The following is a 22344-nucleotide window of genomic DNA, read 5'->3' on the forward strand; positions in this document are numbered from 1 at the left end:
CGCTGGCTGCGGGGCCGCCGCGCGAACCGTTACCGGAACGGTGTCGGCGGCCCCGCCGCACGACTCAGCGCTTCGCGCCCGGGGTGGGGTTCGTGCCGTTGCTCGGGCTTCCGGTCGGCTCGTCGGACGCCTGCCACGTAGCCGTCGCGGCATCAGAGGCCGCCGACGCGGCGAGGTTGCCACAGGTGACGGTGTACGTGAAGGAGACCGGGTTGTTGATCGAGTCCGCCTGGATGTCCACCGCCGTCGACGACGTGTCACCGGAGGTCGCTCCGGAGGAGTCCTTGCCACCGGTCACGGTCCACGAGTACTTGCTCACCGTGTAGCCGGTCGGGCACGTTGCTGCCGACCAGCTGAAGGTGACCGCGCCGGTTGCCGACACCGTGCCGGCGCTCGGCGTGTTCGGCTTGTTGACCGTCGGCGGTGCGGTGTACTCGCGGAGGGTGATGAGCGTGCCGGCGACGACGCTCCCCGTCGGGGTGATGGACTGCACGGTGTTCGCCTGGTCCGCGGTCGGGGCCGGGTCGCCGTCCTCGATCGTGACCTCGAACCCCTGGTTCCGGAGGTCCGCCGCGGCCTGATCGGTCGGCTGGCCGACGTAGTCGCTCTGGTTCACCGTGATGCGCGCCTGGGTCGGCGGCGCACTCGGCGTCCGGGACTGGGTCGGGCGCGGCTTGGCGCTCGACGACGACGGGGACGGGGTGGGTTCGGCCGCACCGTTCGCGAACGCGAACGCCGCGATGACGCCGCCGGCGATCAGCACGACCGCTGCCGCGACGACCCACCAGATCCAGGCGCGCTTCTTCTTCGGTTCCTCGTCCTCGGTGCCCGTGGGCGAGCCGGGCGTCCGAGGACTGCCACCGACGGCACCCGCCGACTGCGTCCCGATCAGCGCGGTCGCCGCGTCGTTCCCCTGCGGGGGGTTGAAGGCGACGGTGCCGGCGCCACCGAGGGCGGGCACCGCGACGGTGGCCGCTGCGACGTCACCGCGACGGAGCGCCTGTGCCGCACGGGCCAGGTTCGCCGCGGTGGCGGGACGGTCCGCCGGCTTCTTCGCGATGCAGGACATCACGAGGGCGGCGACCGGCTCCGGGATGTCGCCGGGGAGCGCCGGTGGCTGCTCGTTGATGTGCGCCATCGCGATCGCGACCTGCGACTCGCCCGTGAAGGGACGGCGTCCGGCCAGGCACTCGTACGCGACGATGCCGAGCGAGTAGATGTCGGTCGACGGGGACGCCGGGTGACCGCTCGCCTGCTCGGGCGACAGGTACTGGACGGTTCCCATCACCTGGCCGGTCGCGGTGAGCGGCACCTGGTCGGCGATGCGTGCGATCCCGAAGTCGGTGATCTTGACGCGGCCGTCCGGGGTGATGAGCAGGTTGCCCGGCTTGATGTCGCGGTGCACGAGGCCGACGGCGTGCGCTGCCTGGAGCGCGTTGGCCGTCTGCGCGACGATGTCGAGGACCTTGTCCACGGGCAGGGTGTGCTCGCGCTCGATCATCGTCGAGAGCGCCTCGCCGGGGACGAGCTCCATGACGAGGTAGGCGCTACCGTCCTCCTCGCCGTAGTCGAACACGTTGGCGATGCCCTCGTGGTTGACGAGTGCCGCGTGCCGGGCCTCCGCGCGGAAGCGCTCGAGGAACCCGGGGTCGCCGAGGTACTCGTCCTTGAGGATCTTCAGGGCGACGGTCCGGCCGATGACGAGGTCGGTCGCCTGCCACACCTCTCCCATGCCGCCGATGGCGACCCGGGACGAGAGCTGGTACCGCCCACCGAAGGTGAGTCCGCTGGTGGGTCTCATTTGTTCAGCACCGCCTCCATGACTTTCTTCGCGACCGGGGCCGCGACCGTGTTGCCGACGCCGGACTGTCCGAGTCCGCCACCGTTCCCGACGACGACGGCCACCGCGACCTCGGGGTCCTTCGCGGGCGCGAACCCGGTGAACCACAGGGTGTACGGGTCGCCTGTCCCGCCTTCGGCCGTCCCGGTCTTCCCGGCGACGTCGACCCCGTCGATCTTCGCATTCGTGCCGGTCCCCGCGTTGACGACGCTCTGCATCGCCTCGGTGAGGTCCGACGCCTCCGACGAGGACAGCGGGTCGCTGTACTGCTTCGCCGAGAAGGACTCGACCTGCTTGAGGTCGCTCGTCGTGATCGAGTCGACCAGCGACGGCTGCATGACCTTACCGCCGTTCGCGATGCCCGCGGAGACCATCGCCATCTGCAGCGGCGACACGCGGACGCTCGCCTGCCCGAAGGAGCTCAGCATGAGCTGCGCCGTCGAGTCGACGTCGGGGTACTGGCTCGCCGTCGCCTTCATCGGGACCTCGATCGCGTCGCCGAAGCCGTACTTGTCGGCCATCGCCTTGATCGTGTCGTACCCGAGCTTCTGCCCGAGCTCCGCGAACGGGATGTTGCACGAGTACTGGATCGCCGTGCGGAGCTTGACGGTGTCGCCGCCGCCGCACGAGCCACCCTCGGCGTTGTTGATGTACGTGCTCGTCCCCGGCAGCTGCAGTCGAGACGGGTTCGGGAACTCGGAGTCGAGGTCGTACTTGCCGCCCTCGAGCGCGGCGGACGCGACGACGAGCTTGAACACCGATCCCGGCGTGTACAGGTCACCGCCGATCGCGCGGTTCTGCAGCGGCGTCGGGGACTGGTCCAGCAGCGCGTTGTACTGCGCCTTGACGTTCGCGGTGTCGTGCGAGGTCAACGAGTTCGGGTCGTAGTCCGGCTTGGACACCATCGCGAGGATCTTGCCGGTCTTCGGCTGGATCGCGACGACGGCGCCCGTGTTGGACCCGAGCGCGTCGTACGCCGCCTGCTGGACGTCGGGGTCGATCGTCAGGTTGACGTTGTCGCCCTGGACGTCCTGGCCGGTGAGGATCGAGTTGAGGTTCTGGAAGAACGAGTCGTCCGAGTTGCCGGACAGCACGGTGTTCTCCGCGCTCTCGATGCCGGTGTTGCCCTGACCGATCGTGAAGTAGCCGGTCACCGCCGAGTAGAGCGCGCCGTTGGAGTACTTCCGCTGGTACTGGTACTGGTCGTCGACCGCGGTGGACTCCGCGATGGGCGTGCCGTTGACCAGGATCGCGCCGCGCTTCGTCGAGTAGCTGTCGAGGATGGTGCGGGAGTTCCGGGGGTCGGCGCGGAGGGAATCCGCCGAGAAGAACTGGATCGAGGTCGTCGACACGAAGAGTGCGACGAACATGAGCACGACGACCGTGGAGACGCCGCGGAGCTGCCGTTTCATCGACGCCCCTTCCTGGTCCGGCCGATGGCGTCGCCGCGCTCGGACAGGACCCGTTGTTCCGCGGGGATGGAGTCGGTCAGGCGCAGCAGCATCGCCGCGATGATCCAGTTCGCCACCAGGGAGGAACCACCTGCGGCCATGAACGGTGTCGTCAGGCCGGTCACGGGGATGATCCGGGTGATGCCGCCGACGACGACGAACACCTGCAGGGCGATCGTGAAGCCGAACCCGATGCCGAGGAGCTTGCCGAAGTCGTCCTGCGCCATGAAGCCGACGCGGATGCCGCGGGAGGCGAGGACGATGAAGAGCGCGAGGATCGCGAAGACCCCGATCAGCCCGAGTTCCTCGCCGAGCGACGCGATGATGTAGTCCGCGTTGGCGACCGGGGTGATGTACGGGCGGCCCTGCCCCAGTCCGGTACCGGTGATCCCGCCGTTCGCGAACCCGAACAAGCCCTGCACGAGCTGGTAGCTCGCCTGGGTGCTCGCGTTGTAGATCGTCGGGTCGAACGGGTTCAGCCACTGCTCGAACCGTCCGTGCACGTACACGAGCGCGCTCGCCGCGATGAGCGCACCACCGACGAACAGCACCAGACCGATGATCACCCAGCTGAGCCGTGCCGTGGCGACGTAGATCATCACGAGGAACAGGCCGAAGTACAGCAGCGCGGTGCCGAGGTCGCGCTGGAACACGAGGACGCTCATCGCCGCACCCCAGACGATGAGGATCGGGCCGAGGTCACGGGCACGCGGGAACGTCATGCCGAGGAACTTCTTGCCGACGATCGACAGGCTGTCGCGCGCGGTGACGAGGTACCCGGCGAAGAACAGCGCCATCGTGATCTTCGCGAGCTCACCGGGCTGGAACGAGAACGGCCCGAAGCGGATCCAGACGCGCGCGCCGCCGGGTGCGTAGCCGATGCCGGGCAGCATCGGCAGCAGCAGCAGCACGATCGTCAGGAACATGAAGATGTACCGGTACCGCTGCAGGAACCGGTGGTTCCGCACCACGATGAGCGTCACGATGGCGAGCACCATCGCGAGCAGCGTCCACACGATCTGCTTGACGCCGATCGCGTTCCACCCGGACAGGCCGTTGTGGATGTCGATGCGGTAGATCTCCGCGATCCCGATGCCGTTCAGCACGAGGGCGACCGGCAGGATGAACGGGTCGGCGTTCTTCGCGACGATCCGCAGCACGATGTGCATGATCAGCGCGAGGCCGAGGATCGTCGAACCGACCCAGAGCACCGACGTGTCGAACAGCTTCCCCTTCGTGCCGAGCTGCACGAGGACCATCGCGCCGGCGCAGATGCCGCACGCGATGACGAGCAGCACGAGCTCGAGGTTCCGGGCGCGCGCGGGCTCCCGGAGCTTGATCGTGATCGCCTGGGTGAAGGACTGCGGGGTGGTCGCGGTCATCGGGCATCACCCGAGGGGGACGGCGACGGAGTCCCGCTGCGACCGGGTGTCGGGGTCGGGGAGGACGACGCGCCGCCGGAGCCGCCGGTTCCGCTCTGGTCCTGGCCCGTCCTGGCCGCGGTCCGCAGGCGGTCGACGATGTCGCGCGCGTCGGACAGGGACTGCGCGTTGATCGTGGACCGGACGTTCTCCCGTGTGTACTCCGGCAGGTCCGACACGCTGATGTCGGAGTCCTCGTACACGTCGGAGAGCTTGATCGGACCGATCTGCTGCTGCACGCCCTTGTAGATCGCGACCGTGCCGCGATCGGTGCCGACGTAGTAGTGGTCCTGCACGATGCGCCAGCCGAGGAACACCGCGCCGACGAGCGCTGCGACGGCGAGGACGAGCGCGATCGTCCACGAGATCCGGCGGCGCACCCGGCGTCGACGGTCCTCGGCGATGAGTTCGGCGAAGTACTGGTCACTCTCCGGCTCGAAGTGCGAGTCCTCCGGTGCCGACGTGACCTTGAGGGGGTGCAGCAGGATCGTGGGGAGGCGGATCGGCTTGCGGCCGGTCGACGCCTCGAAGGTGAGGGGCGCTGCGGCTGATCCGACCGTCGTGGCCGCGTCGTCGTCGTCCTCGGTCGGCACGGCGTCGGTGACGTCCATCACGACGACCGTCACGTTGTCGGGGGCGCCGTGGTCGAGCGTCTCCTTGACGAGGCGCTGCGTGACCTGGTTCGCGTCCATGTTCGACGCGAGCGCGTGCCGGATGCGCTCTTCGGCCAGGTACGACGACAGGCCGTCGGAGCAGAGCAGCCAGCGGTCGCCCGGTCGGATGTCCATGATCGCCGTGTCGACCTCTGGAGCGGCGTCGACGTCGCCGAGGACGCGCATCAGCACGGAGCGGCGGGGGTGGACCGCGGCTTCTTCCGGCGTGATGCGGCCGCTGTCGACGAGGCGTTGCACGAACGTGTGGTCGGACGTGATCTGCTGCAGCTCGCCGTCGCGGTGGCGGTAGATGCGGGAGTCGCCGATGTGCGCGATCGCGACCTGGTCGCCCACGCGGATCATCGCACTCACCGTGGTGCCCATGCCGGTGAGTTCCTGGTGCTCGAACACGGTCTCGGTGATGAGCTGGTTCGCGGCGATCAGCGCGGACTGCAGCGCGAACTCGGCATCGTGCGCCGAGGGGAACTCACGGTCGACCTCGCGGATGCGACGGATCGCGATCGCCGATGCGACGTCGCCGCCGGCGTGGCCGCCCATGCCGTCCGCGACGGCGAACAGGTGCGCCCCGGCGTAGCCGGAGTCCTGGTTGTTCGCGCGGATGCGTCCGACGTGGGACACAGCGGCGCTCAGCGTACGAGCCGTCATCTGGGGGTTACCGCCGCAGCTCGAACGTCGTCGTCCCGATCGTGATCGGCGTGCGCTCCGCCACGGTCACGGGAGCGCTCACCTTCTGACCGTTGACGAAGGTGCCGTTCGTGGACTCGAGGTCGATGACGACCCATCCCGACGGCTGCAGTTCGAGCCGGGCGTGGTTGGTGGACGTGTAGTCGTCGCGGATCACGACGTTGCTCTCGCTGGAGCGTCCGATGGTGATGGGGCCGCGACCGAGCGGCATCTCCATGCCCTCTCGTGCGCCCTCGGTGATGACGAGTCGGGTAGCGACGTCCGCCGCCGGCTGCGCCGAGCCGCCGGACTGCGCCTGGTTGATGATGTCCGTGAAGGCCCCGCCACCTGCCGCCGCTGCTGCGTTCGCAGCGGGGATCGTGGGTGTCGTCGGGCCGGACGGAGCGCCCTTCGGGTCGGTCGGGATCGTGCGGACGCGCTGACCGAAGAGATCGCTCCGTAGCGCGAATACGATCACGAAGACGAACAGCCACAGCACCGCGAGGAACGCGAAACGCAGGACGAGCAGTGTCAGTCCTGTGGTCATCGCGCACCTCCGTTCTCCGGGATCACCCGGAACACCATACGGGTACGACCGATCTCGATGGTGGAGTCCGGCTCCATGATCGCCTGCTGGAAGCGCTCACCGTTCAGCTTCGAGCCGTTCGTCGAGCCCAGGTCGTTCGCCTGCGCGTGCTTGCCGTCCCACACGATCTCGACGTGCTTGCGGCTCGTGCCGGTGTCCGCGACGGTGATGTCGGCGTCCGTCCCGCGGCCGATCACGGTGCGTCCGCGCTGGAGCTTGTGGCGCTGCGAGCCGATGTCGAGCACCGCGACCCAAGCGACGTCTCGCTGCACGGTCGTCGAGTCGATCTGCAGGATCCCGGTCGACAGGGTGCCGTCCTGCTGCAGGCGGATCGTCACCGGACCGGAGAAGGAGTAGTTCTGCGCGACGGCGTGCTGCTGCACCATCTGCGTGAGTTCGTCGATGAGGGGACGACCGACGTCGTTCATGCGCGTGCAGTCCGGCGGCGCCAGACGAACGGTGAACTCGTTCGGCACGAGGATGCGGTCCCGCGAGACCACCGCGGCCTTGGTGTCGAGCTCTCGCCGGAGCGCGCTGGAGATCTCGACCGGCTGCACACCGGAGCGGAAGGTCTTCGCGAACGCACCGTTGACGGCGCGCTCCAGCCCTCGCTCGAAGTTGTCCAGCAGTCCCATGGGTCTCCACGTTCTCGGTCGTCGACCCCTGCATGGTAGTAGGTGGCACCTGGGGGGCTCTGTGCATGGTAGTGTCATCGGGCTGGCGCGAGTGGCGGAATTGGTAGACGCGCACGGTTCAGGTCCGTGTGCTGGAAACGGCGTGGGGGTTCAAGTCCCCCCTCGCGCACCAGGCAACGATGAGAAGGCCCCCGATCGAGAGATCGGGGGCCTTCGTCGTCTCCGGCGTGCTCCGCGGACTGGACGCTCGGCGTGCGTCCGCCTCGCCGATCCGGTCCGGCGGCGGTCAGCTCGCTCATCAACGAGGTTCCAGCCCTCGACTCCTGGTGGTACTACCGGTTATACTCAGCCCATGAAGAAGGCGATCTCGGTGCCCGACGCTGACTTCCTGCGGTTCGAGCGGGTCGCCAGACAGCACGGCATGAACCGATCGCAGTTCTACCGGACGGCTGCCGCGCGGTTTGCCGACGAACTCGAGGGGACGTCCGAGCTCACCGCCCTCGCGAACGCCGCTCTTGCCGTGACCGGGCGCGACGACGACCTCTTCCTCCGTGAGAGCGAGCGCAACCGCGTCGAAGGCGACGAGTGGTGATCGAACGCGGCGACGTGGTCTGGGCCGACTTCGGTTCTCCGAGGGGCTCCGAGCCGGCGAAGGTGCGACCATGCGTCGTGCTCCAGGCCGACTGGCTCATGGCATCGAAGATCCAGACCGTGCTGACCGTTCCGCTCACCTCGAACACCGCGATGGAGCGGTTTCCCGGCAACGTCCTCGTGCCGTCGGGAGCGTCCGGCCTCGACAAGGACTCGGTCGCGAACGTCACCCAGGTCGGTCCGGTCAGCCGAGAGTTCCTGGACCCGCATCCGGTCGGCATGCTGCCCGCCTACCTGCTCGGACAGGTCGAGGCCGGAGTCAGACTCGCACTCAGTCTCTGACGCGATCGGCTCACCGGTCACGGTCCGCAGCCGCACCGGCCTACCGTGACCGGCATGAGCAGCAACCAACGCGTCGTGGTCATCGGCGGCAGCGGACACATCGGTACGTTCCTGGTCCCGCGGCTCGTCCGTGCCGGACACCGGGTCGTGAACATCAGCCGCGGGCAGCGCCGTGCGTACGCCGACGCGCCTGAGTGGCAACTCGTCCAGCAGGTCACGGCGGATCGTGAGCAGGAGGACCGTGACGGCACCTTCCCGGATCGCGTCGCCGACCTGCGGCCCGACGTGGTGATCGACCTCGTGTGCTTCACGCTGGAATCGGCGACGGCACTCGTCGAGCGGCTCCGCGGCACCGGGACGCACCTCATCCACTGCGGCTCCGTGTGGCGCGCTGGACCGAGCGAGGTGCTGCCGATCACCGAGGACGCCATGACCCCGCCCTTCGGGACCTACGGCATCGAGAAGGACCGCATCGCCCGGATGCTCGAGCAGGAGACCGCCGACGGTGGTCTCGTCACGACGAGCCTGCACCCCGGGCACATCAGTGGACCGGGCTGGGCGCCGATCGGCCCGCTCGGGAACCTCGATCCGTCGGTGTGGCGCACGCTGGCGGCAGGCGAGGTCCTGGAGATCCCCGGGATCGGCGCCGAGACGATGCACCACGTGCACGCCGACGACGTCGCGCAGGCGTTCGCGCTGGCAGTCGAGCACCGGGACGCCGCCGCCGGCGAGGACTTCTCCGTCGTGGCGCCGGACGCCCTGAACGTCCGTGGCTACGCTGCGCTCGCGGCGTCCTGGTTCGGCCAGGAGGCCCGGCTCGAGTCCGTCACGTGGGAACGGTTCCGCGAGACCACCGACGAGGACGCGGCCGGCGCGAGCTGGGAGCACCTGTCGCGCAGCCAGGTCTTCAGCATCGAGAAGGCACGTCGGCTGCTCGGGTACGACCCGCAGCACACGGCGGGTGAGACGGTCGAGGAGGCCGTCCGGTGGCTCGTCGACCACGGCGAGCTCGAGGTCACTGCGCCGTTCTCGGCCGCCTGAGCGGATCAGTACCGCGGGTGCTCGCGGCGCCCGCTCCGTTCGGCGAACGCGTCGAGCGCATCGATCACGTCGTCGTTGATCCAGACCCGGTTGCGCCGCTTCGAGTTCGCCAACCGCAGGATCCCGAGGTCGACCAGTTGCTCGAGTCCGTTGAGCACGGCCGGACGGGTCGCGCCGATCCGCTCGACCGCGAGCCGGGAGTTGAGCACCGGGTGCTCGATCGAGAACCGGGCGATCCGCCGTGCCGCGGCGTCGGAACGGAGCTCGCGCATGGCGAAGTCCCAGCGGGACTCGAGCTGCCGCAGGTCGTCCGCGAGCACGGACGCGTTCCGGACGCCGGCGAGCGAGGCGTCGGCGAAGACCTCGACGATCGGCGTCGCATCACCGGCGCGGTAGGCCCCGAGCGCACCGAAGTACGCGTCCAGATCCGTGAGGAGTCCACTGCTCACGGGGATCGTCAGGTGCTGCAGCACCCCGCCGCGGCGCAGGATCGACTGGACGAGTGCGCGTCCGGTGCGTCCGTTGCCGTCCGGGAACGGGTGGATCGTCTCGAACTGGGCGTGCGCGACCGCAGCTTGGACGAGCACGGGGACGTCGTCTCGGCGGACGAACGCCACGAGGTCGTCCATGGCTGCTCGGACACCGCTCTGGTGGGGCGGGACGAACTCCGCGGTGTGGGGGAGTCGCCCGCCGATCCACACCTGCTCGTTGCGGTAGTGCCCGACCATCGACGGTGCCGACTCGGCGAGGAGGGCGCGGTGCATCGCGATGATCGTCTCCTCGCCGATGTCGTCCGCGAGGGCGATCGCCGCTTCCATGGCGCGGACGTTCCGCACGATCTGCGGTGCGTTCCCGGTGACGCGCTCGTCGATCTCCGCCTCGGAGATCGCCCGGGCTCCAGCGGTCAGCTGTTCGATCTCGGAGCTCGATGCCGACTCGCTCCGGAGCAGGACACCGGAGAACGGCGCCGGGAAGTGTGCGAACTCCGCGTCGAACCGGGTGATCGCACCGGACGCGTCGTCCGCGTCGGCCCTGGCGTGCGCGCCGACCTGGACGTCGAGGTCCGCGATCCGCGGCACGACGGCTGCTCGGTACGGGCTGTCCCGCAGCTCGCGCTGACGACGCGGGAGCAGATCCGGGTTCTCGAACCGGGGGAGGACGCGCTGCTCCCAACCGACCGCCGTGGTGCCCATCGAACCTTTCCCTCCCACTCTTCTTGGTAAAGGATACCGCACAAACTTTACCAAGGACGGTCTGGAGGTTCGGTTTCGGACCGGCACCGAGCCTCCATTCCGGCCGGTGGGTGCCTTCAGGGCGTGAGCTGCTCCGGTGACAGGCCGACGGCTCCGGCGATGGTGGCGACCACCAGGTCCTCGCGCTCCGCGCGGGACCGGTAGTCGACGAGTGCGTAGCCGTTCGTCGCGTCGACGAGCGCGAAGAGGAGGAGCGCGACGCGCTCCGGGTCGTCGGTGTGCATCGATCCGTCCGCCACACCGTGGGCGACGACAGACCGGGCGAGCGCCTGCCAGTCGTCCATCACGGAACGGGTGGCCTCGGCGAGGGAGGGGTTGGTCCGGCCGATGCTCCACGCGTCCGCCCACAGTGCGGCGACGTCGTCACGTGCGGGGTCGTTGATCGACGCGAGCAGGACCGCGAGCCGTGCGACCGGCTCCGGCCGTGCCTCGACGATCGCACGCACATCGGTGACCTCGGCCGATGCGATCGCGCGGAACGTGTCGGCGACGAGGGACTCCATCGACGGGCGGTAGTGCGCGACGAGCGAGGGCGCGACACCGATCGACGCGGCGACCGACCGCAGCGTGACCCCGGCGAGGCCGTCCGCGCGTGCGACGGCCACCGCGGCGTCGTCGATCTGGGACAGGCGCTCCGCGGCACTCAGTCGGCGGCGGGGCTGAGAGGGCACGGGACCAGCCTAGGCAGCGCGGAGTGTTTCACGCCGCCGACAGTGCGACGAACGCTGCCCAGACGTCGGCGCGGGTCGCGAAGAGCCCGAGGTCCCGGTCGAGGAGCCTCGCGGCGTGCTCGATGCGTGCGCGTGCGGTGTGCCGGTGGACACCGAGGACGTGCGCGGCGCGGTCGTACTCGCAGTTCTGCTCGAGCCAGGTGCGGAGCGTCCGGGTGAGGTCGGTGCCGGCGGTGGCGTCGTGCTCGGTCACCGGAGCGAGGAACGCCCTCGCGATGTCCGCGGCGTCCGTGTGTGCGAGGTGCGCGAGGACGCCGTCGCGGGCGAGGTCGCCGAACTCGACGATGCCGGTGCGCCCCTCGCGGCTGCGGTCGAGTGCCTGGACGGCCTCGGCCCGGGCGCGGCCGAAGTACGCGTAACCGGCGCCGTCGGACAGCCCGGCGTGCAGCCCGTACTGCGTGGTGAGGCGTTCGACGGGGCCGGGGTCCTCGGCGCTCACGCAGAGGAACAGGGCGTCGTCGACGGCGAAGAACAGCTGTCCGGGAGACTCCTGCACCCAGAGCTCGAGGAGGTCCACCACGGAGTCCGTCTGGTGGTCGGGCACGTCGATCGCGGCGACGCGGACGGGCTCGACCGGCAGCGGACCCCAGAGCTCGCGCGACGTGGTCTCGACGACCTCGGGGTCGCCGAACGACAGCATCGTCAGGAGGCCGGTGCGGAGCAGCCCGCGGGCACGGGCGAGCTCGCGGTTCTGCTGCAGTGCGAGTCCGGCGAGGGCGATGACGGCGGTGACGACCTCGCGGCCGGCTTGGTCGAGCGATCCGGTCGCGATGGCCAGCACGCCGTCGAGATGCCCTCCCGACCCGAGTGTCTGGAGTGTGAAACCCCCTGTGGCGGTGCTCACCGGCAGACTCGCGCGCTGCCCGCCCCGGAGGAGTCGAGCCCCCTCGGCTTCGAGCTGTTCGCGCTCGTCGGACGGGATGCCGTTCTCCGGGTACGCGCGGTCGATCCGCCCGGACACGTCGAGCAGCCCCACCCAGCAGTCGAGCTGCCGGGAGAGCTCGGCGAGGGTGGCGCCGAGGCCGTCCGGGCGCAGGGCGGCGAGGGAGATGGCGCGTTGTGCCGCGAGGGCCCATGCGCCCCTGGCGTTCGCGTCGCGGGCGATCGTCTCCGCGTTGGCCTGCACCACGGCGATGAACGAGGTCTCGTAGGGGACCTCGAAGAGCGGCAGCCCATGGGTGCGGCAGGCCTCGACGAGTGCGTCCGGCGTGCCGGCCCGGACGACCTCCGTCCCGAAGCCGAGCGCGACGACCCCGCGGTCGGTCAGTCGTCGGACGTACGCGTCCGCCGCCTCGGCCGACACCTCGGCGTCGGAGTCGAACTGGGTTCCGGTCGTGAGCAGTGCCTGCCCGGCGCCGAGGAACGGGGTCGGGTCGGGGAGGTCGGAGCTGTGCAGCCACGTGATCGGGACGTCGGGATCGGCGTCGGTCAGCATGCGGAGCCGCAGGTCGCGACGGTCGAGCAGGGATCGCAGGGTCGCCGGCATGTGATCAGTATCCACCGCGGCGATCTCACTCGCCGCGTCTGTACGTCGTGGACAGTGAGTCGGCTGCCATGGGCTCCTACCATCGCCGCATGACCTCCACCGCTGTCCCCGCGACCACCACCGGCGGACCCGGGCTCCCGCAGGAGCGCCGCCTGGTCACCGCGATCCCCGGTCCGCGCTCCCAGGAGCTCCTCGCACGCAAGGCCGCCGCCGTGCCGTCCGGTGTCGGCGTCGCGGTGCCGATCGCGGTCGTCGCGGCCGGCGGTGGCGTCGTCGTCGACGCCGACGGCAACTCCCTGATCGACCTCGGGTCCGGGATCGCCGTGACGAGTGTCGGCAACGCGCACCCCGGCGTCGCCGCAGCGGTGGCGGCGCAGGCGGTCGCCTTCACGCACACGTGCTTCACCATCGCGGCCTACGACGGGTACGTGGAGGTCGCCGAGGCGCTGAACCGCCTGACCCCCGGTGACCACGAGAAGCGGACGGCACTGTTTAACTCCGGCGCCGAGGCCGTCGAGAACGCCGTGAAGATCGCGCGCAAGCACACCGGCAAGCAGGCGATCGTGGTGTTCGACCACGCGTACCACGGGCGCACGAACCTCACGATGGCGCTCACCGCGAAGAACCAGCCGTACAAGAGCGGCTTCGGTCCCTTCGCGCCGGAGGTCTACCGCGTGCCGATGTCCTACCCGTTCCACGACGGGCTCTCCGGCTCCGAGGCCGCGGCACGCGCGATCAGCCAGATCGAGAAGCAGGTCGGCGTCGAGAACACCGCGGCCGTGCTCATCGAGCCGATCCAGGGCGAGGGCGGGTTCGTCGTCCCCGCCTCGGGCTTCCTGCCGGCGATCGCCGAGTGGGCGCGCACGAACGACGTCGTGTTCATCGCCGACGAGGTGCAGACCGGCTTCGCCCGCACCGGCGCGATGTTCGCCAGTGAGCACGAGGGCGTCGTCCCCGACATCGTGACCACGGCGAAGGGCATCGCCGGCGGCCTCCCGCTGTCCGCCGTGACCGGCCGGGCGGAGATCATGGACTCACCGCACGCCGGCGGCATCGGCGGCACCTACGGCGGCAACCCGATCGCCTGTGCGGCAGCGCTCGCCGCCATCGACGCCTTCGAGCACGACGGACTGATCGAACGCGCCCAGCAGATCGAGACGGTGCTCTTCGACGCACTCCGCACGGCGCAGGAGCAGGACCCCCGCATCGGCGACGTCCGCGGGCGGGGCGCGATGATCGCGATGGAGCTCGTCGATCCGGAAACGGGTGCCCCGGACCCCGGGTTGACCGGGCGTATCGTCCGGTACGCCTACGAACACGGCGTGATCGCCCTGACCGCAGGCACGTACGGCAACGTCGTGCGCTTCCTCCCGCCGCTCGCCATCGACGACGCACTGCTCGTCGAAGGTGTCGGCATCGTCCTCGAAGGGCTGGCAACGGCATGACCCACGACCTCCTCTCCCGCATCCCCACCGGCCTGTTCATCGACGGCACGTGGCAGGACGCCTCCGACGGCAGCACCTTCGCGGTGCACGACCCGGCGACCGGGGACGTCCTGGTCGAGGTGTCGAGTGCCACCGCCGCCGACGGTCTCCGCGCGCTCGACGCCGCCGACCGGGCCCGTGCCGACTGGGCAGCGACACCGCCCCGGCAGCGTGCAGAACTCCTCCGTGCCGCGTTCGACCTGCTCCAGGAGCGCCGCGACGACTTCGCGCTGCTGATGACCCTGGAGATGGGCAAGCCCCTCGCCGAGGCGAACGGCGAGGTCACCTACGGCGGCGAGTTCCTCCGCTGGTTCGCCGAGGAAGCCGTCCGCATCGGCGGCTCGTACGGCACGAACCCCGAGGGCTCCGGCCGGACGATCGTGTCCCACAAGCCCGTCGGTCCCGCGTACCTGATCACCCCGTGGAACTTCCCCCTCGCCATGGCGACCAGGAAGATCGCCCCGGCGCTCGCCGCCGGCTGCACCGTCGTCGTGAAGCCGGCGGAGCTCACGCCGCTGACGACCCTGCTGTTCGTGGACCTGCTCCGCGAGGTCGGCGTGCCGGACGGCGTCGTGAACGTCGTCCCGACCAGCGACGCGAAGGCCGTGTCCGCCCCGATCCTCGAGGACCCCCGGCTCCGGAAGCTGTCCTTCACGGGGTCGACCCCCGTCGGCCGGTCCCTGCTCGCGCAGGCGTCCGAGAACGTCCTCCGCACCTCGATGGAGCTCGGCGGCAACGCCCCGTTCCTGGTGTTCGCGGATGCCGACCTCGACGAGGCCGTGGCCGGAGCGCTCGCCGCGAAGTTCCGGAACACCGGCCAGGCGTGCACCGCGGCGAACCGGTTCCTGGTGCACGAGGACGTCGCAGCGGAGTTCGCCGAGCGGCTCACCGCCCACGTCGAGGCGATGCGGGTCGGCCCCGGCACCGAGGACGGCGTCGCGATCGGGCCGCTCATCGACGACCGCGCCGTCGCGAAGGCCGACCGGCTCGTGTCCGACGCGGTCGAGCGCGGTGCGGTCGTCCGCACCGGCGGTCACCCGATCGACGGGCCTGGGACGTTCTACGCGCCCACCGTCCTCACCGACGTGCAGCCGGGCAGCGCCATCCTGACCGACGAGATCTTCGGCCCGGTCCTGGCGATCGCGACGTTCGCCACCGACGACGAGGCGATCACCCGTGCGAACGACACCGAGTACGGTCTCGTGGCGTACGCCTTCACCGAGGACCCGGCACGCGGGCAGCGCCTGATGGAACGGCTCGAGACCGGGATGCTCGGCCTGAACACCGGCGTCGTGTCGAACGCCTCGGCACCGTTCGGCGGCGTGAAGCAGTCCGGCATGGGCCGCGAGGGCGGGGCAGAGGGCATCTCCGAGTACCTCGAGACGATGTACACGCTGACGCCCGACCCGTTCCGGCAGCGCAGCACGACCACGACAGGAGACGCACGATGATCGAGCGAGACGTCGTCATCATCGGCGCCGGCGTGACCGGCCTGACCGCGGCGACCCGGCTGCGCGCCGAGGGCAGGACCGTCGCCGTCCTCGAAGCACGTGACCGCGTCGGTGGCCGCACCTGGACCAACGACATCGAGGGCGTCACCCTCGAGATCGGCGGACAGTGGGTGTCGCCGGACCAGACCGCGCTGCTCGAGACCCTCGACGAGCTCGGCCTCGAGACGTACGACCGGTACCGGGAGGGGCAGAGCGTCTACATCGACGCGGACGGCACCCGCACCGAGTACACGGGCGACATCTTCCCGCTGCCGGAGGCCACGGCGAACGAGATCGAACGCCTGGTGTCCGTCGTCGACGAGTACGTCGCGCACGTCGATCCGGCCAGACCGTGGGAGTCGCCCGACGCCAAGCTGCTCGACGAGACGTCCTTCCGCGACTGGCTGCACGGCCTCAGCGACGACCGGGTCGCGACCGACAACGTCGAGCTGTTCATCGCCGGTGCGATGCTCACCAAGCCCGCGCACGCCTTCTCCGCGCTGCAGGCGCTCCTGATGGCCGCGTCCGCCGGGAGCTTCACGAACCTGGTCGACGCCGACTTCATCCTCGACAAGCGGGTCGTCGGCGGGATGCAGCAGGTCTCCCTCCTGCTGGCCGAGCAGCTCGGCGACGACGTGCACCTGGACGCCCCGGTCCGCACGCTGCGCTGGACCGACGACGGCGTCGTCGCGATCGCCGACGATGGCATCGAGGTGCACGCCCGCCAGGCACTCGTCGCCGTCCCGCCGCCCCTCTACACGCGGATCTCGTACGACCCGCCGCTGCCCCGGCGGCAGCACCAGCTCCACCAGCACCTGTCGATGGGCTTCGTGATCAAGGTGCACGCCGTCTACGACCGGCCGTTCTGGCGGGAGGCCGGGCTCTCCGGCACGGCGTTCAGCCCCTACGAGCTCGTGCACGAGGCGTACGACAACACCTCGTACGGCAAGGAGCAGGGAACGCTCGTGGGCTTCGTGTCCGACGAGCACGCCGACGCGGTCTTCGCGCTCGAGCCCGCGGAGCGCAAGGCACGGGTGCTGGAGTCCCTGGTCCACTACTACGGACCGCAGGCAGCCGACCCGGTCGTCTACTACGAGAGCGACTGGGGCACCGAGGAGTGGACCCGCGGTGCGTACGCGGCGAGCTTCGACCTCGGTGGTCTGGCACGCTACGGCGCCGACCAGCGCGCGGCGGTCGGGCCGATCCGCTTCGCCTCCAGCGACCTGGCCGGTGCCGGCTACCAGCACGTCGACGGCGCGGTCCGGATCGGCCGCGAGGTCGCTGCGGAGATCGCAGCCGCCCTGCCCCAGCCGGCCACGGCCCGGTAGGCACCACGGTGCGGACGGGAGGCTCGGTGCCAGCTGGCACCGAGCCTCCCGTCCGTCAGGTGGTCACGACCGCCGCATCTCCACGGTCGGACCGAGCGCGCCCGTGAACTCGGTGCCGACCTCCCGGAAGCCGGCCTTCTCGTACCCGCGCCGCGCGCGGGCGTTGCCGGTGTGCACGTACAGCCGCGGGGGGCCGTCCGCCCAGCCGGCGATGGCGTCGAAGAGCGCGGCGAGCACCGCCCCGCCACGAGCTTCGGGGGCCACGAACACGCCGACGACCGAGCAGCCGTCGCGCGGGACCGGGCGGCCCTCGTAGTCCGGATCGCCGAGACGCTCGAGGAGCCCGGTCGCCGTCCCGATCCACGTTCCGGACTCGTCCTCGGCGACGAACTGCCGCACCGTGGCTGCGTCGCCGGCGTCGTCCGACCCACCAGCTGCGCGATCCTGCCAGAACGTGTCGGGCAGCGATGCCGTGTGTTCGGCGGAGTCGACGAACGCCATCGCGGCGACGGGGTCGTGCACGGCGCGGAGGCGGAGCTCGCGGACGCGTTCCCACTCGTCGGCGTGGATCGGACGGACGGTGAACCGCTGCATCACCGCAGTCTTGCAGAGCGGCTCAGATCACGCTGGCGGCGGCCGACGATCTTCCAGTCCTCCCCGGACAGCGTCGACCGAACACGACATGATCGACATGAGGGCTGCTCGGGCCCACCAGGAGGACCCATGCCGCAGTCGGCACGCACACCGTTCATCGCCGTCGGGCTCGTCCTGGGTGTCCTCGGCGCGACGATCGCCGCGCAACCCGCGGCCGCAGCGGACGACCACCCACCGATCATCGGGATGATCGCGAACACGACCGCGCCGGACCGGTTCGAGCAGCCGCAGCTGTACGGCGACGGTGACATCGACATCGTCGCTGCCAACCGGAAGCACATCGAGTTGCGGTTCCGCGACCCGGCGAACGCGGCCTGGTCGAAGGACATCGACTTCACCCGATCGGACGGCGCGGACTTGACGGTCGGCACGGTCACCCTCGCCCACGACAGCCGGTGGGAAGTCCGGGACATCGCCTTCGACGCGTCCGGAGTCCCCACGCGCTTCGACATCACGTTCCTGTACGCCGGCTACAGCCCCGCGAACGCGTCGTTCGGGCAGGTCAGGATGGGGGAGCCGGAACAGGACGTCCGCTTCTCGAGCACGGACCTCACCTGGCCACAGACCGCGGTCGGGAGCACGCGCATCTGGGCGACCCAGGCGCTCCACAACGCGTCCGGGACGCCGCAGCGGCTCGGCCGTGCCGTCCTCGGCGGAGCGCACGCCGGGGACTTCGCGCTCACGGACGACGCCTGCAGCGGCACCACCCTCGCCGCCGGAGCGACGTGCACGGTCCGTGTCGGGTTCTCGCCGAAGAACGGCGGCCCCCGTGTCGCCGACCTCGGGATCCCCGTCGCGGGGAAGAGCGTGCGGACATCGCTCGCAGGCAGTTCGCCGGTCGGGACGAGCAGCCTCACGGTGAGCGGGAACAACTGGATCGCGCTGAACCGCACGCGTGTCGACGCCGACGGCCCGCTGGCGATGTTCCAGGGGTCGAACGGATCGCCGGGTACCGCGGTGTTCTCGTCGCAGCAGGTCTACTCGAGCACCACGGCGTTCAGCCGACTGTCGCTCACCCCCGTCGGGTCGTCGACGCTCGGGAACGGGACCTTCCGCGCCGGCGAGGTCGGGGACGGGTCTCCGCTCCTGCTCGACATCAGCCGAGCCAGTCGCGATTGCAACGGTACCGACGGGAGCGCCACGATCTCGGATCTGGCGCTCGCGCCGGACGGCTCGGTCGACCGTGCGCGGGTGCGGTTCTCGGTCGCCTGCGGGAACGACCCCCGCCCCGGGCCGGTCACCGGCGAGCTGCTCTGGCGGTACCGGAGCGACGTCACCACGCCGCGTGGCGCGAGTCCGGTCACCGTCTCGACCGCGGGGACGCCGACGGTGACGTGGGGAACGTCGTCGTCGAGCGACGCCGCCACGACGATCGTGCGGCTCGTACCCGGCGACGGAAGCGGGGCGACGCCGACCTCGGGCGTGGCGGTGGCGACGAGCAGCACCGCTGGCTCCGCGACGATCGCCGGACTGCCGACCGGTCGGCAGTACTCGGTGATGGTGTGGGTCGTGGACCGCACCGGCAACGTGAGCGGCGTCCTGCGACGGTCGCTGACCACCTGATCCGCGATCCCTTCCCTGCCGATCAGATGAGGCGGGCTGCCGCTGCTCGCGCCGCCGTCGCCCACGGCCGGGCCGGGTCGGCCTGCGCGCTCGCCATCGCACCGTCGTAGAGCACGCACAACTGCAGTGCCGTGCCGATCGGGTCGTCGGCGCCGGCCTCGGCCAGGAGCGACTCGAACAGCTCGCGGACCCAGTCGCGGTGCTCGAGCGTGACCTGGTGCGTTGGGTGGCCAGCGCCGAACTCGGCCTCGACGTTGATGAACGGACAGCCTCGGTAGCCGGGCTCCTCGAACCACTCGCCGAGCAGGTCGAACACCGCGAGCACGCGGTCACGCGGAGTGTCGCCACGGCCGGGGAGGGTGGCCGCGACGTGCGCCTGCCACGCGCTGCTCCGACCACGGAGGTAACCGACGACGAGGTCGTCCTTCGTCCGGAAGTGCGTGTACAGGCTCGCCTTGGAGATGTCGGCCGCTGCCGCGACCTGGTCGACGCCGACCGCGTGGATGCCCTGCTCGTAGAACAGGCGATCGGCGGTGGCCACGGCACGTTCGTACGCGGGGCGGCGGCGGGTTCGCGGAGCGGTCTCGGGCATGGTCTGACTTTACCGCACAGATCGGTACAGTTACCAGCACCAAACCGAACCGATCTGTTCAGACAGGACATCGACCATGACCAAGACCGCTCTCATCACCGGCGCCACCAGCGGCATCGGCCGCGCGACCGCCGAACTCCTCGCCGCCCGTGGACTGCACGTCGTCGTCTCCGGCCGCAATGCCGAACGCGGCGACGAGGTCGTCCGGACCATCCGCGCGGCAGGGGGGTCTGCCGACTTCGTGGCCGCCGACCTCCGCGACGAGGCGAGCGCGAAGGAGCTCGCCGCTCGTGCCCTCGAACTCGGTGGCGGTGCCGTGGACGTCCTGGTGAACAGTGCGGGGATCTTCCCGTTCGGCCCCACCGCGTCGACGACCACCGAGGGCTTCGACGACGTCTTCGACGTGAACGTCAAGGCGCCGTACTTCCTGGTCGCAGCGCTCGCGCCGGGGATGGCGGAGCGGGGATCCGGCGCGATCGTCAACGTCACGACGATGGTCGCCGAGTTCGGCGCCGCCGGGATGGGGCTCTACGGCTCGAGCAAGGCGGCGCTCGTCCTGCTGACGAAGTCGTGGGCGGCCGAGTTCGGCCCCGCCGGGGTCCGCGTCAACGCGGTGAGCCCCGGCCCGACCCGCACCGAGGGGACCGCCGCGATGGGGGAGAGCCTCGATGCACTCGCCGCTGCCGGACCCGCCGGCCGTCCCGGTACCGCCACGGAGATCGCCGAGGCCATCGTGTTCCTCGCGACCGACGGTGCGTCGTTCGTGCACGGCGCGGTGCTGCCGGTCGACGGCGGTCAGATCGCGGTCTGAGCGCACGCCTGTGCGGCTGCGGTCCCGGCTGCGCGTACGGTCCGGTCCATGAGTGACACGACTCCCGACGGATCCGGCCAGCCCTCCGACGAAGCCCGGCAGTACACCGAGGGTCTCCCCGACGGCTCGCGCACCGGCGACGCCACGGAGGACCCGGAGCAGGACAGCGACGTCGACTCGGGTGGTGAGCCGGCGGACCCGCAGTAGGACCGACGGGAGGCACGGTGCCAGCTGGCACCGTGCCTCCCGTCCGTCAGTCCTGTCGGAGGATGCGTTCGCCGGTCTCCGGATCCCAGCCGACGGTCTCCGGCTCGGGTGCGCGCTGGGCGCGCGCAGGACGCGGAGAGCGCGGGAACCAGGGGCGCGCTGCGGGGAGGAACAGGAGCACCGTGGCGACGATGGTCAGCGCGATCGTCGCGAGGGGGAGCGGCGCGAGCGCGAACCCGAGCACGGCTCGGGCGGCCGCCACGACGACCAAGACGACGCGTGCGCGACGCGACCCCGCCGCGGTCCGGAACACTGCCCAGGTGATCGCGGCGTACAGGAGCACCGCAACGGTCTCGGCCGGGAGCCGCTCGACCCCGCCGTCCGACCCCGGCCCGGCGGCCGTGGTGATCGCCCGCACGACGATGAACACGACATCGACGGCAACGATGAGGAGCCAGAGCGCGACGGCGACGGTGACGATCGTCGGTCAATGCTGCGGAGCAGCTCGCCCTGAACTATTGCATTGATGTGTAGAGTATCAGTACAGTCGCTTCAATGATCGCAACGGTGCGTTCGTGATCATCGGAGGGGACTCGAAGATGAAGAAGTGGATGACGACCGCAGCGGCGATGACGGTCGCGATGAGCATTGCGTTGACCGCAACGCCCGCGAGTGCGGGCACGCTGAACGCAATCGACACGGGATCAGCTCAGCAGCGTGCAGATCAGTTGCTGATGGGGGTCGATGACACGACCAAGACCTTCGACGGTGCTGTCGCGCTGAGAGCGGGTGCGAGTTCGAAGGACACCGCGGAGTTCGCAACTGGGTACGTCGCGGCCGGCGGGCACGCAGAGAACGTCGACATCTCACGGGCCGCCGTCGACGCGCTTCGTGGACCGGCCGACGAAGTGCTGGCGTGCTCGGGCCGGAACTCAGCAGACATCACGGGTCTGCAGGTGAACCTCTACCTGAGCTCCTGCAACGCGAACAAGATCGTGGCGGCGCTCGGCGGCGGTGCGGGAGTCGCGGCCCTCGTCGGTATCATCACGGCAGCGACGGGCATCGGCGGTGCGGCCGGTGCGATCGCTGCAGCTCTGTTGACGATCGGGGCGGCTGCCGTCGCGTACTGCGCGGCAAACGGACGGGGGATCGGATTCCACGTCCTCCCTGTCGGACCACCGTGGTGCAGGTCGCAGTGAGCGTGGTCACGAAACGGGACGTCATGAGGATGATCGACGGCATGGTCATCGCGGTCGCCGCGATGCTGCTGGGGGCGGGCATCGCACTCATGGTGTGGTCCACGTCGGTCGCGGAGGGATCCGCGCTCTGGAACCGAACCATGTCCGTGGGCAGCGCTCTGTCCATCGCCTCGGCGATGGTCGGCGCTGTCGGGACGATCTTCATCAGGTGGAACCGCACCCGGCAGTGAACGCCGAGGACAACGGACGGGAGGCATGGTGCCAGCTGGCACCGTGCCTCCCGTCCGGTGTGGAGCCGGATC

Annotated in this window: 23 protein-coding genes and 1 tRNA gene; 12 read left to right on the forward strand and 12 right to left on the reverse strand. The window is 70.3% G+C overall.

Annotation, left to right across the window (positions count from 1 at the left end):
- Positions 1 to 64 precede the first annotated feature (64 nt).
- The 6 genes from ACO0E1_RS15430 to ACO0E1_RS15455 are packed head-to-tail and all read right to left on the reverse strand — an operon-like array spanning position 65 to position 7270.
- On the reverse strand, positions 65 to 1801 hold the full coding sequence (locus tag ACO0E1_RS15430; RefSeq protein WP_422874974.1) for a serine/threonine-protein kinase: 1737 nt from the start codon (positions 1799 to 1801) through the stop codon (positions 65 to 67).
- Entirely contained in the window at positions 1798 to 3252 is a 1455-nt protein-coding gene (locus ACO0E1_RS15435) for a peptidoglycan D,D-transpeptidase FtsI family protein (RefSeq protein ID WP_422874975.1), read from the reverse strand. Before ACO0E1_RS15435 ends, ACO0E1_RS15430 begins: the two co-directional genes overlap by 4 nt.
- Positions 3249 to 4673 carry an FtsW/RodA/SpoVE family cell cycle protein gene (locus ACO0E1_RS15440; RefSeq protein WP_422874976.1) on the reverse strand — a complete coding sequence of 475 codons (1425 nt, stop codon included), beginning with the start codon at positions 4671 to 4673 and terminating at the stop codon, positions 3249 to 3251. Before ACO0E1_RS15440 ends, ACO0E1_RS15435 begins: the two co-directional genes overlap by 4 nt.
- Positions 4670 to 6031, reverse strand: a complete 1362-nt coding sequence (locus ACO0E1_RS15445; protein WP_422874977.1) for a Stp1/IreP family PP2C-type Ser/Thr phosphatase — start codon at positions 6029 to 6031, stop codon at positions 4670 to 4672. Before ACO0E1_RS15445 ends, ACO0E1_RS15440 begins: the two co-directional genes overlap by 4 nt.
- A 7-nt stretch (positions 6032 to 6038) precedes the next feature.
- Positions 6039 to 6596, reverse strand: coding sequence for an FHA domain-containing protein FhaB/FipA (locus ACO0E1_RS15450; RefSeq protein ID WP_422874978.1), 558 nt, complete (start codon positions 6594 to 6596; stop codon positions 6039 to 6041).
- Entirely contained in the window at positions 6593 to 7270 is a 678-nt protein-coding gene (locus tag ACO0E1_RS15455) for an FhaA domain-containing protein (protein WP_422874979.1), read from the reverse strand. The genes ACO0E1_RS15450 and ACO0E1_RS15455 overlap by 4 nt, the downstream gene beginning before the upstream one ends.
- A gap of 85 nt (positions 7271 to 7355) precedes the next feature.
- Here ACO0E1_RS15455 and ACO0E1_RS15460 point away from each other — a divergent pair.
- The 4 genes from ACO0E1_RS15460 to ACO0E1_RS15475 all read left to right on the forward strand — a co-directional run bounded on the left by ACO0E1_RS15460 (position 7356) and on the right by ACO0E1_RS15475 (position 9244).
- A tRNA-Leu gene (locus tag ACO0E1_RS15460) sits at positions 7356 to 7442 on the forward strand.
- Between the two features lie 180 nt (positions 7443 to 7622).
- Positions 7623 to 7862 carry a CopG family transcriptional regulator gene (locus ACO0E1_RS15465; RefSeq protein WP_422874980.1) on the forward strand — a complete coding sequence of 80 codons (240 nt, stop codon included), beginning with the start codon at positions 7623 to 7625 and terminating at the stop codon, positions 7860 to 7862.
- Complete coding sequence (locus tag ACO0E1_RS15470) at positions 7856 to 8203, forward strand: type II toxin-antitoxin system PemK/MazF family toxin (RefSeq protein WP_422874981.1); 348 nt, start codon at positions 7856 to 7858, stop codon at positions 8201 to 8203. Before ACO0E1_RS15465 ends, ACO0E1_RS15470 begins: the two co-directional genes overlap by 7 nt.
- A gap of 54 nt (positions 8204 to 8257) precedes the next feature.
- Positions 8258 to 9244 carry an NAD-dependent epimerase/dehydratase family protein gene (locus tag ACO0E1_RS15475; RefSeq protein WP_422874982.1) on the forward strand — a complete coding sequence of 329 codons (987 nt, stop codon included), beginning with the start codon at positions 8258 to 8260 and terminating at the stop codon, positions 9242 to 9244.
- A gap of 5 nt (positions 9245 to 9249) precedes the next feature.
- On the opposite strand, the gene ACO0E1_RS15480 is transcribed toward ACO0E1_RS15475, so the two are convergent.
- The 3 genes from ACO0E1_RS15480 to ACO0E1_RS15490 form a co-directional block, all read right to left on the reverse strand.
- Positions 9250 to 10437, reverse strand: a complete 1188-nt coding sequence (locus tag ACO0E1_RS15480) for a Fic family protein (protein ID WP_422874983.1) — start codon at positions 10435 to 10437, stop codon at positions 9250 to 9252.
- Between the two features lie 116 nt (positions 10438 to 10553).
- Positions 10554 to 11168 carry a TetR family transcriptional regulator C-terminal domain-containing protein gene (locus tag ACO0E1_RS15485; protein ID WP_422874984.1) on the reverse strand — a complete coding sequence of 205 codons (615 nt, stop codon included), beginning with the start codon at positions 11166 to 11168 and terminating at the stop codon, positions 10554 to 10556.
- A 28-nt stretch (positions 11169 to 11196) separates the two neighbouring features.
- Entirely contained in the window at positions 11197 to 12714 is a 1518-nt protein-coding gene (locus ACO0E1_RS15490; protein ID WP_422874985.1) for a PucR family transcriptional regulator, read from the reverse strand.
- Between the two features lie 89 nt (positions 12715 to 12803).
- On the opposite strand from ACO0E1_RS15490, the gene gabT reads away from it, so the two are divergent.
- From gabT to ACO0E1_RS15505, 3 genes are read left to right on the forward strand one after another with little or no spacing between them, the layout of a single operon-like run.
- Positions 12804 to 14159, forward strand: coding sequence for a 4-aminobutyrate--2-oxoglutarate transaminase (gene gabT / locus ACO0E1_RS15495; RefSeq protein ID WP_422874986.1), 1356 nt, complete (start codon positions 12804 to 12806; stop codon positions 14157 to 14159).
- Positions 14156 to 15649 carry an NAD-dependent succinate-semialdehyde dehydrogenase gene (locus tag ACO0E1_RS15500; protein ID WP_422874987.1) on the forward strand — a complete coding sequence of 498 codons (1494 nt, stop codon included), beginning with the start codon at positions 14156 to 14158 and terminating at the stop codon, positions 15647 to 15649. Before gabT ends, ACO0E1_RS15500 begins: the two co-directional genes overlap by 4 nt.
- Positions 15646 to 17016 carry a flavin monoamine oxidase family protein gene (locus ACO0E1_RS15505; protein ID WP_422874988.1) on the forward strand — a complete coding sequence of 457 codons (1371 nt, stop codon included), beginning with the start codon at positions 15646 to 15648 and terminating at the stop codon, positions 17014 to 17016. The genes ACO0E1_RS15500 and ACO0E1_RS15505 overlap by 4 nt, the downstream gene beginning before the upstream one ends.
- A gap of 63 nt (positions 17017 to 17079) precedes the next feature.
- Here the strand turns inward: ACO0E1_RS15505 and ACO0E1_RS15510 are convergent, their stop codons facing one another.
- A complete protein-coding gene (locus ACO0E1_RS15510) occupies positions 17080 to 17610 on the reverse strand; it encodes a GNAT family N-acetyltransferase (RefSeq protein WP_422874989.1) in 531 nt (176 codons plus the stop codon).
- Between the two features lie 129 nt (positions 17611 to 17739).
- On the opposite strand from ACO0E1_RS15510, the gene ACO0E1_RS15515 reads away from it, so the two are divergent.
- Positions 17740 to 19233 carry a hypothetical protein gene (locus ACO0E1_RS15515; protein ID WP_422874990.1) on the forward strand — a complete coding sequence of 498 codons (1494 nt, stop codon included), beginning with the start codon at positions 17740 to 17742 and terminating at the stop codon, positions 19231 to 19233.
- A gap of 22 nt (positions 19234 to 19255) precedes the next feature.
- On the opposite strand, the gene ACO0E1_RS15520 is transcribed toward ACO0E1_RS15515, so the two are convergent.
- Complete coding sequence (locus ACO0E1_RS15520) at positions 19256 to 19825, reverse strand: TetR/AcrR family transcriptional regulator (protein WP_422874991.1); 570 nt, start codon at positions 19823 to 19825, stop codon at positions 19256 to 19258.
- Positions 19826 to 19901: 76 nt separating this feature from the next.
- On the opposite strand from ACO0E1_RS15520, the gene ACO0E1_RS15525 reads away from it, so the two are divergent.
- Together ACO0E1_RS15525 and ACO0E1_RS15530 are read left to right on the forward strand one after the other, a co-directional pair.
- Complete coding sequence (locus ACO0E1_RS15525) at positions 19902 to 20636, forward strand: SDR family NAD(P)-dependent oxidoreductase (protein WP_422874992.1); 735 nt, start codon at positions 19902 to 19904, stop codon at positions 20634 to 20636.
- A 48-nt stretch (positions 20637 to 20684) separates the two neighbouring features.
- Positions 20685 to 20843, forward strand: a complete 159-nt coding sequence (locus tag ACO0E1_RS15530) for a hypothetical protein (RefSeq protein ID WP_422874993.1) — start codon at positions 20685 to 20687, stop codon at positions 20841 to 20843.
- Between the two features lie 46 nt (positions 20844 to 20889).
- Here ACO0E1_RS15530 and ACO0E1_RS15535 read toward each other — a convergent pair whose 3' ends face one another.
- The gene (locus ACO0E1_RS15535; RefSeq protein WP_422874994.1) at positions 20890 to 21273 is read right to left on the reverse strand and encodes a hypothetical protein; all 384 of its coding nucleotides are present in this window, start codon (positions 21271 to 21273) and stop codon (positions 20890 to 20892) included.
- Between the two features lie 181 nt (positions 21274 to 21454).
- On the opposite strand from ACO0E1_RS15535, the gene ACO0E1_RS15540 reads away from it, so the two are divergent.
- Positions 21455 to 22042, forward strand: coding sequence for a hypothetical protein (locus ACO0E1_RS15540; protein WP_422874995.1), 588 nt, complete (start codon positions 21455 to 21457; stop codon positions 22040 to 22042).
- A gap of 23 nt (positions 22043 to 22065) precedes the next feature.
- Positions 22066 to 22272, forward strand: coding sequence for a hypothetical protein (locus ACO0E1_RS15545; RefSeq protein WP_422874996.1), 207 nt, complete (start codon positions 22066 to 22068; stop codon positions 22270 to 22272).
- Positions 22273 to 22344 lie beyond the last annotated feature (72 nt).

The sequence above is a fragment of the Curtobacterium guangdongense genome (assembly GCF_049341845.1).
GTDB lineage: Bacteria > Actinomycetota > Actinomycetes > Actinomycetales > Microbacteriaceae > Curtobacterium > Curtobacterium guangdongense.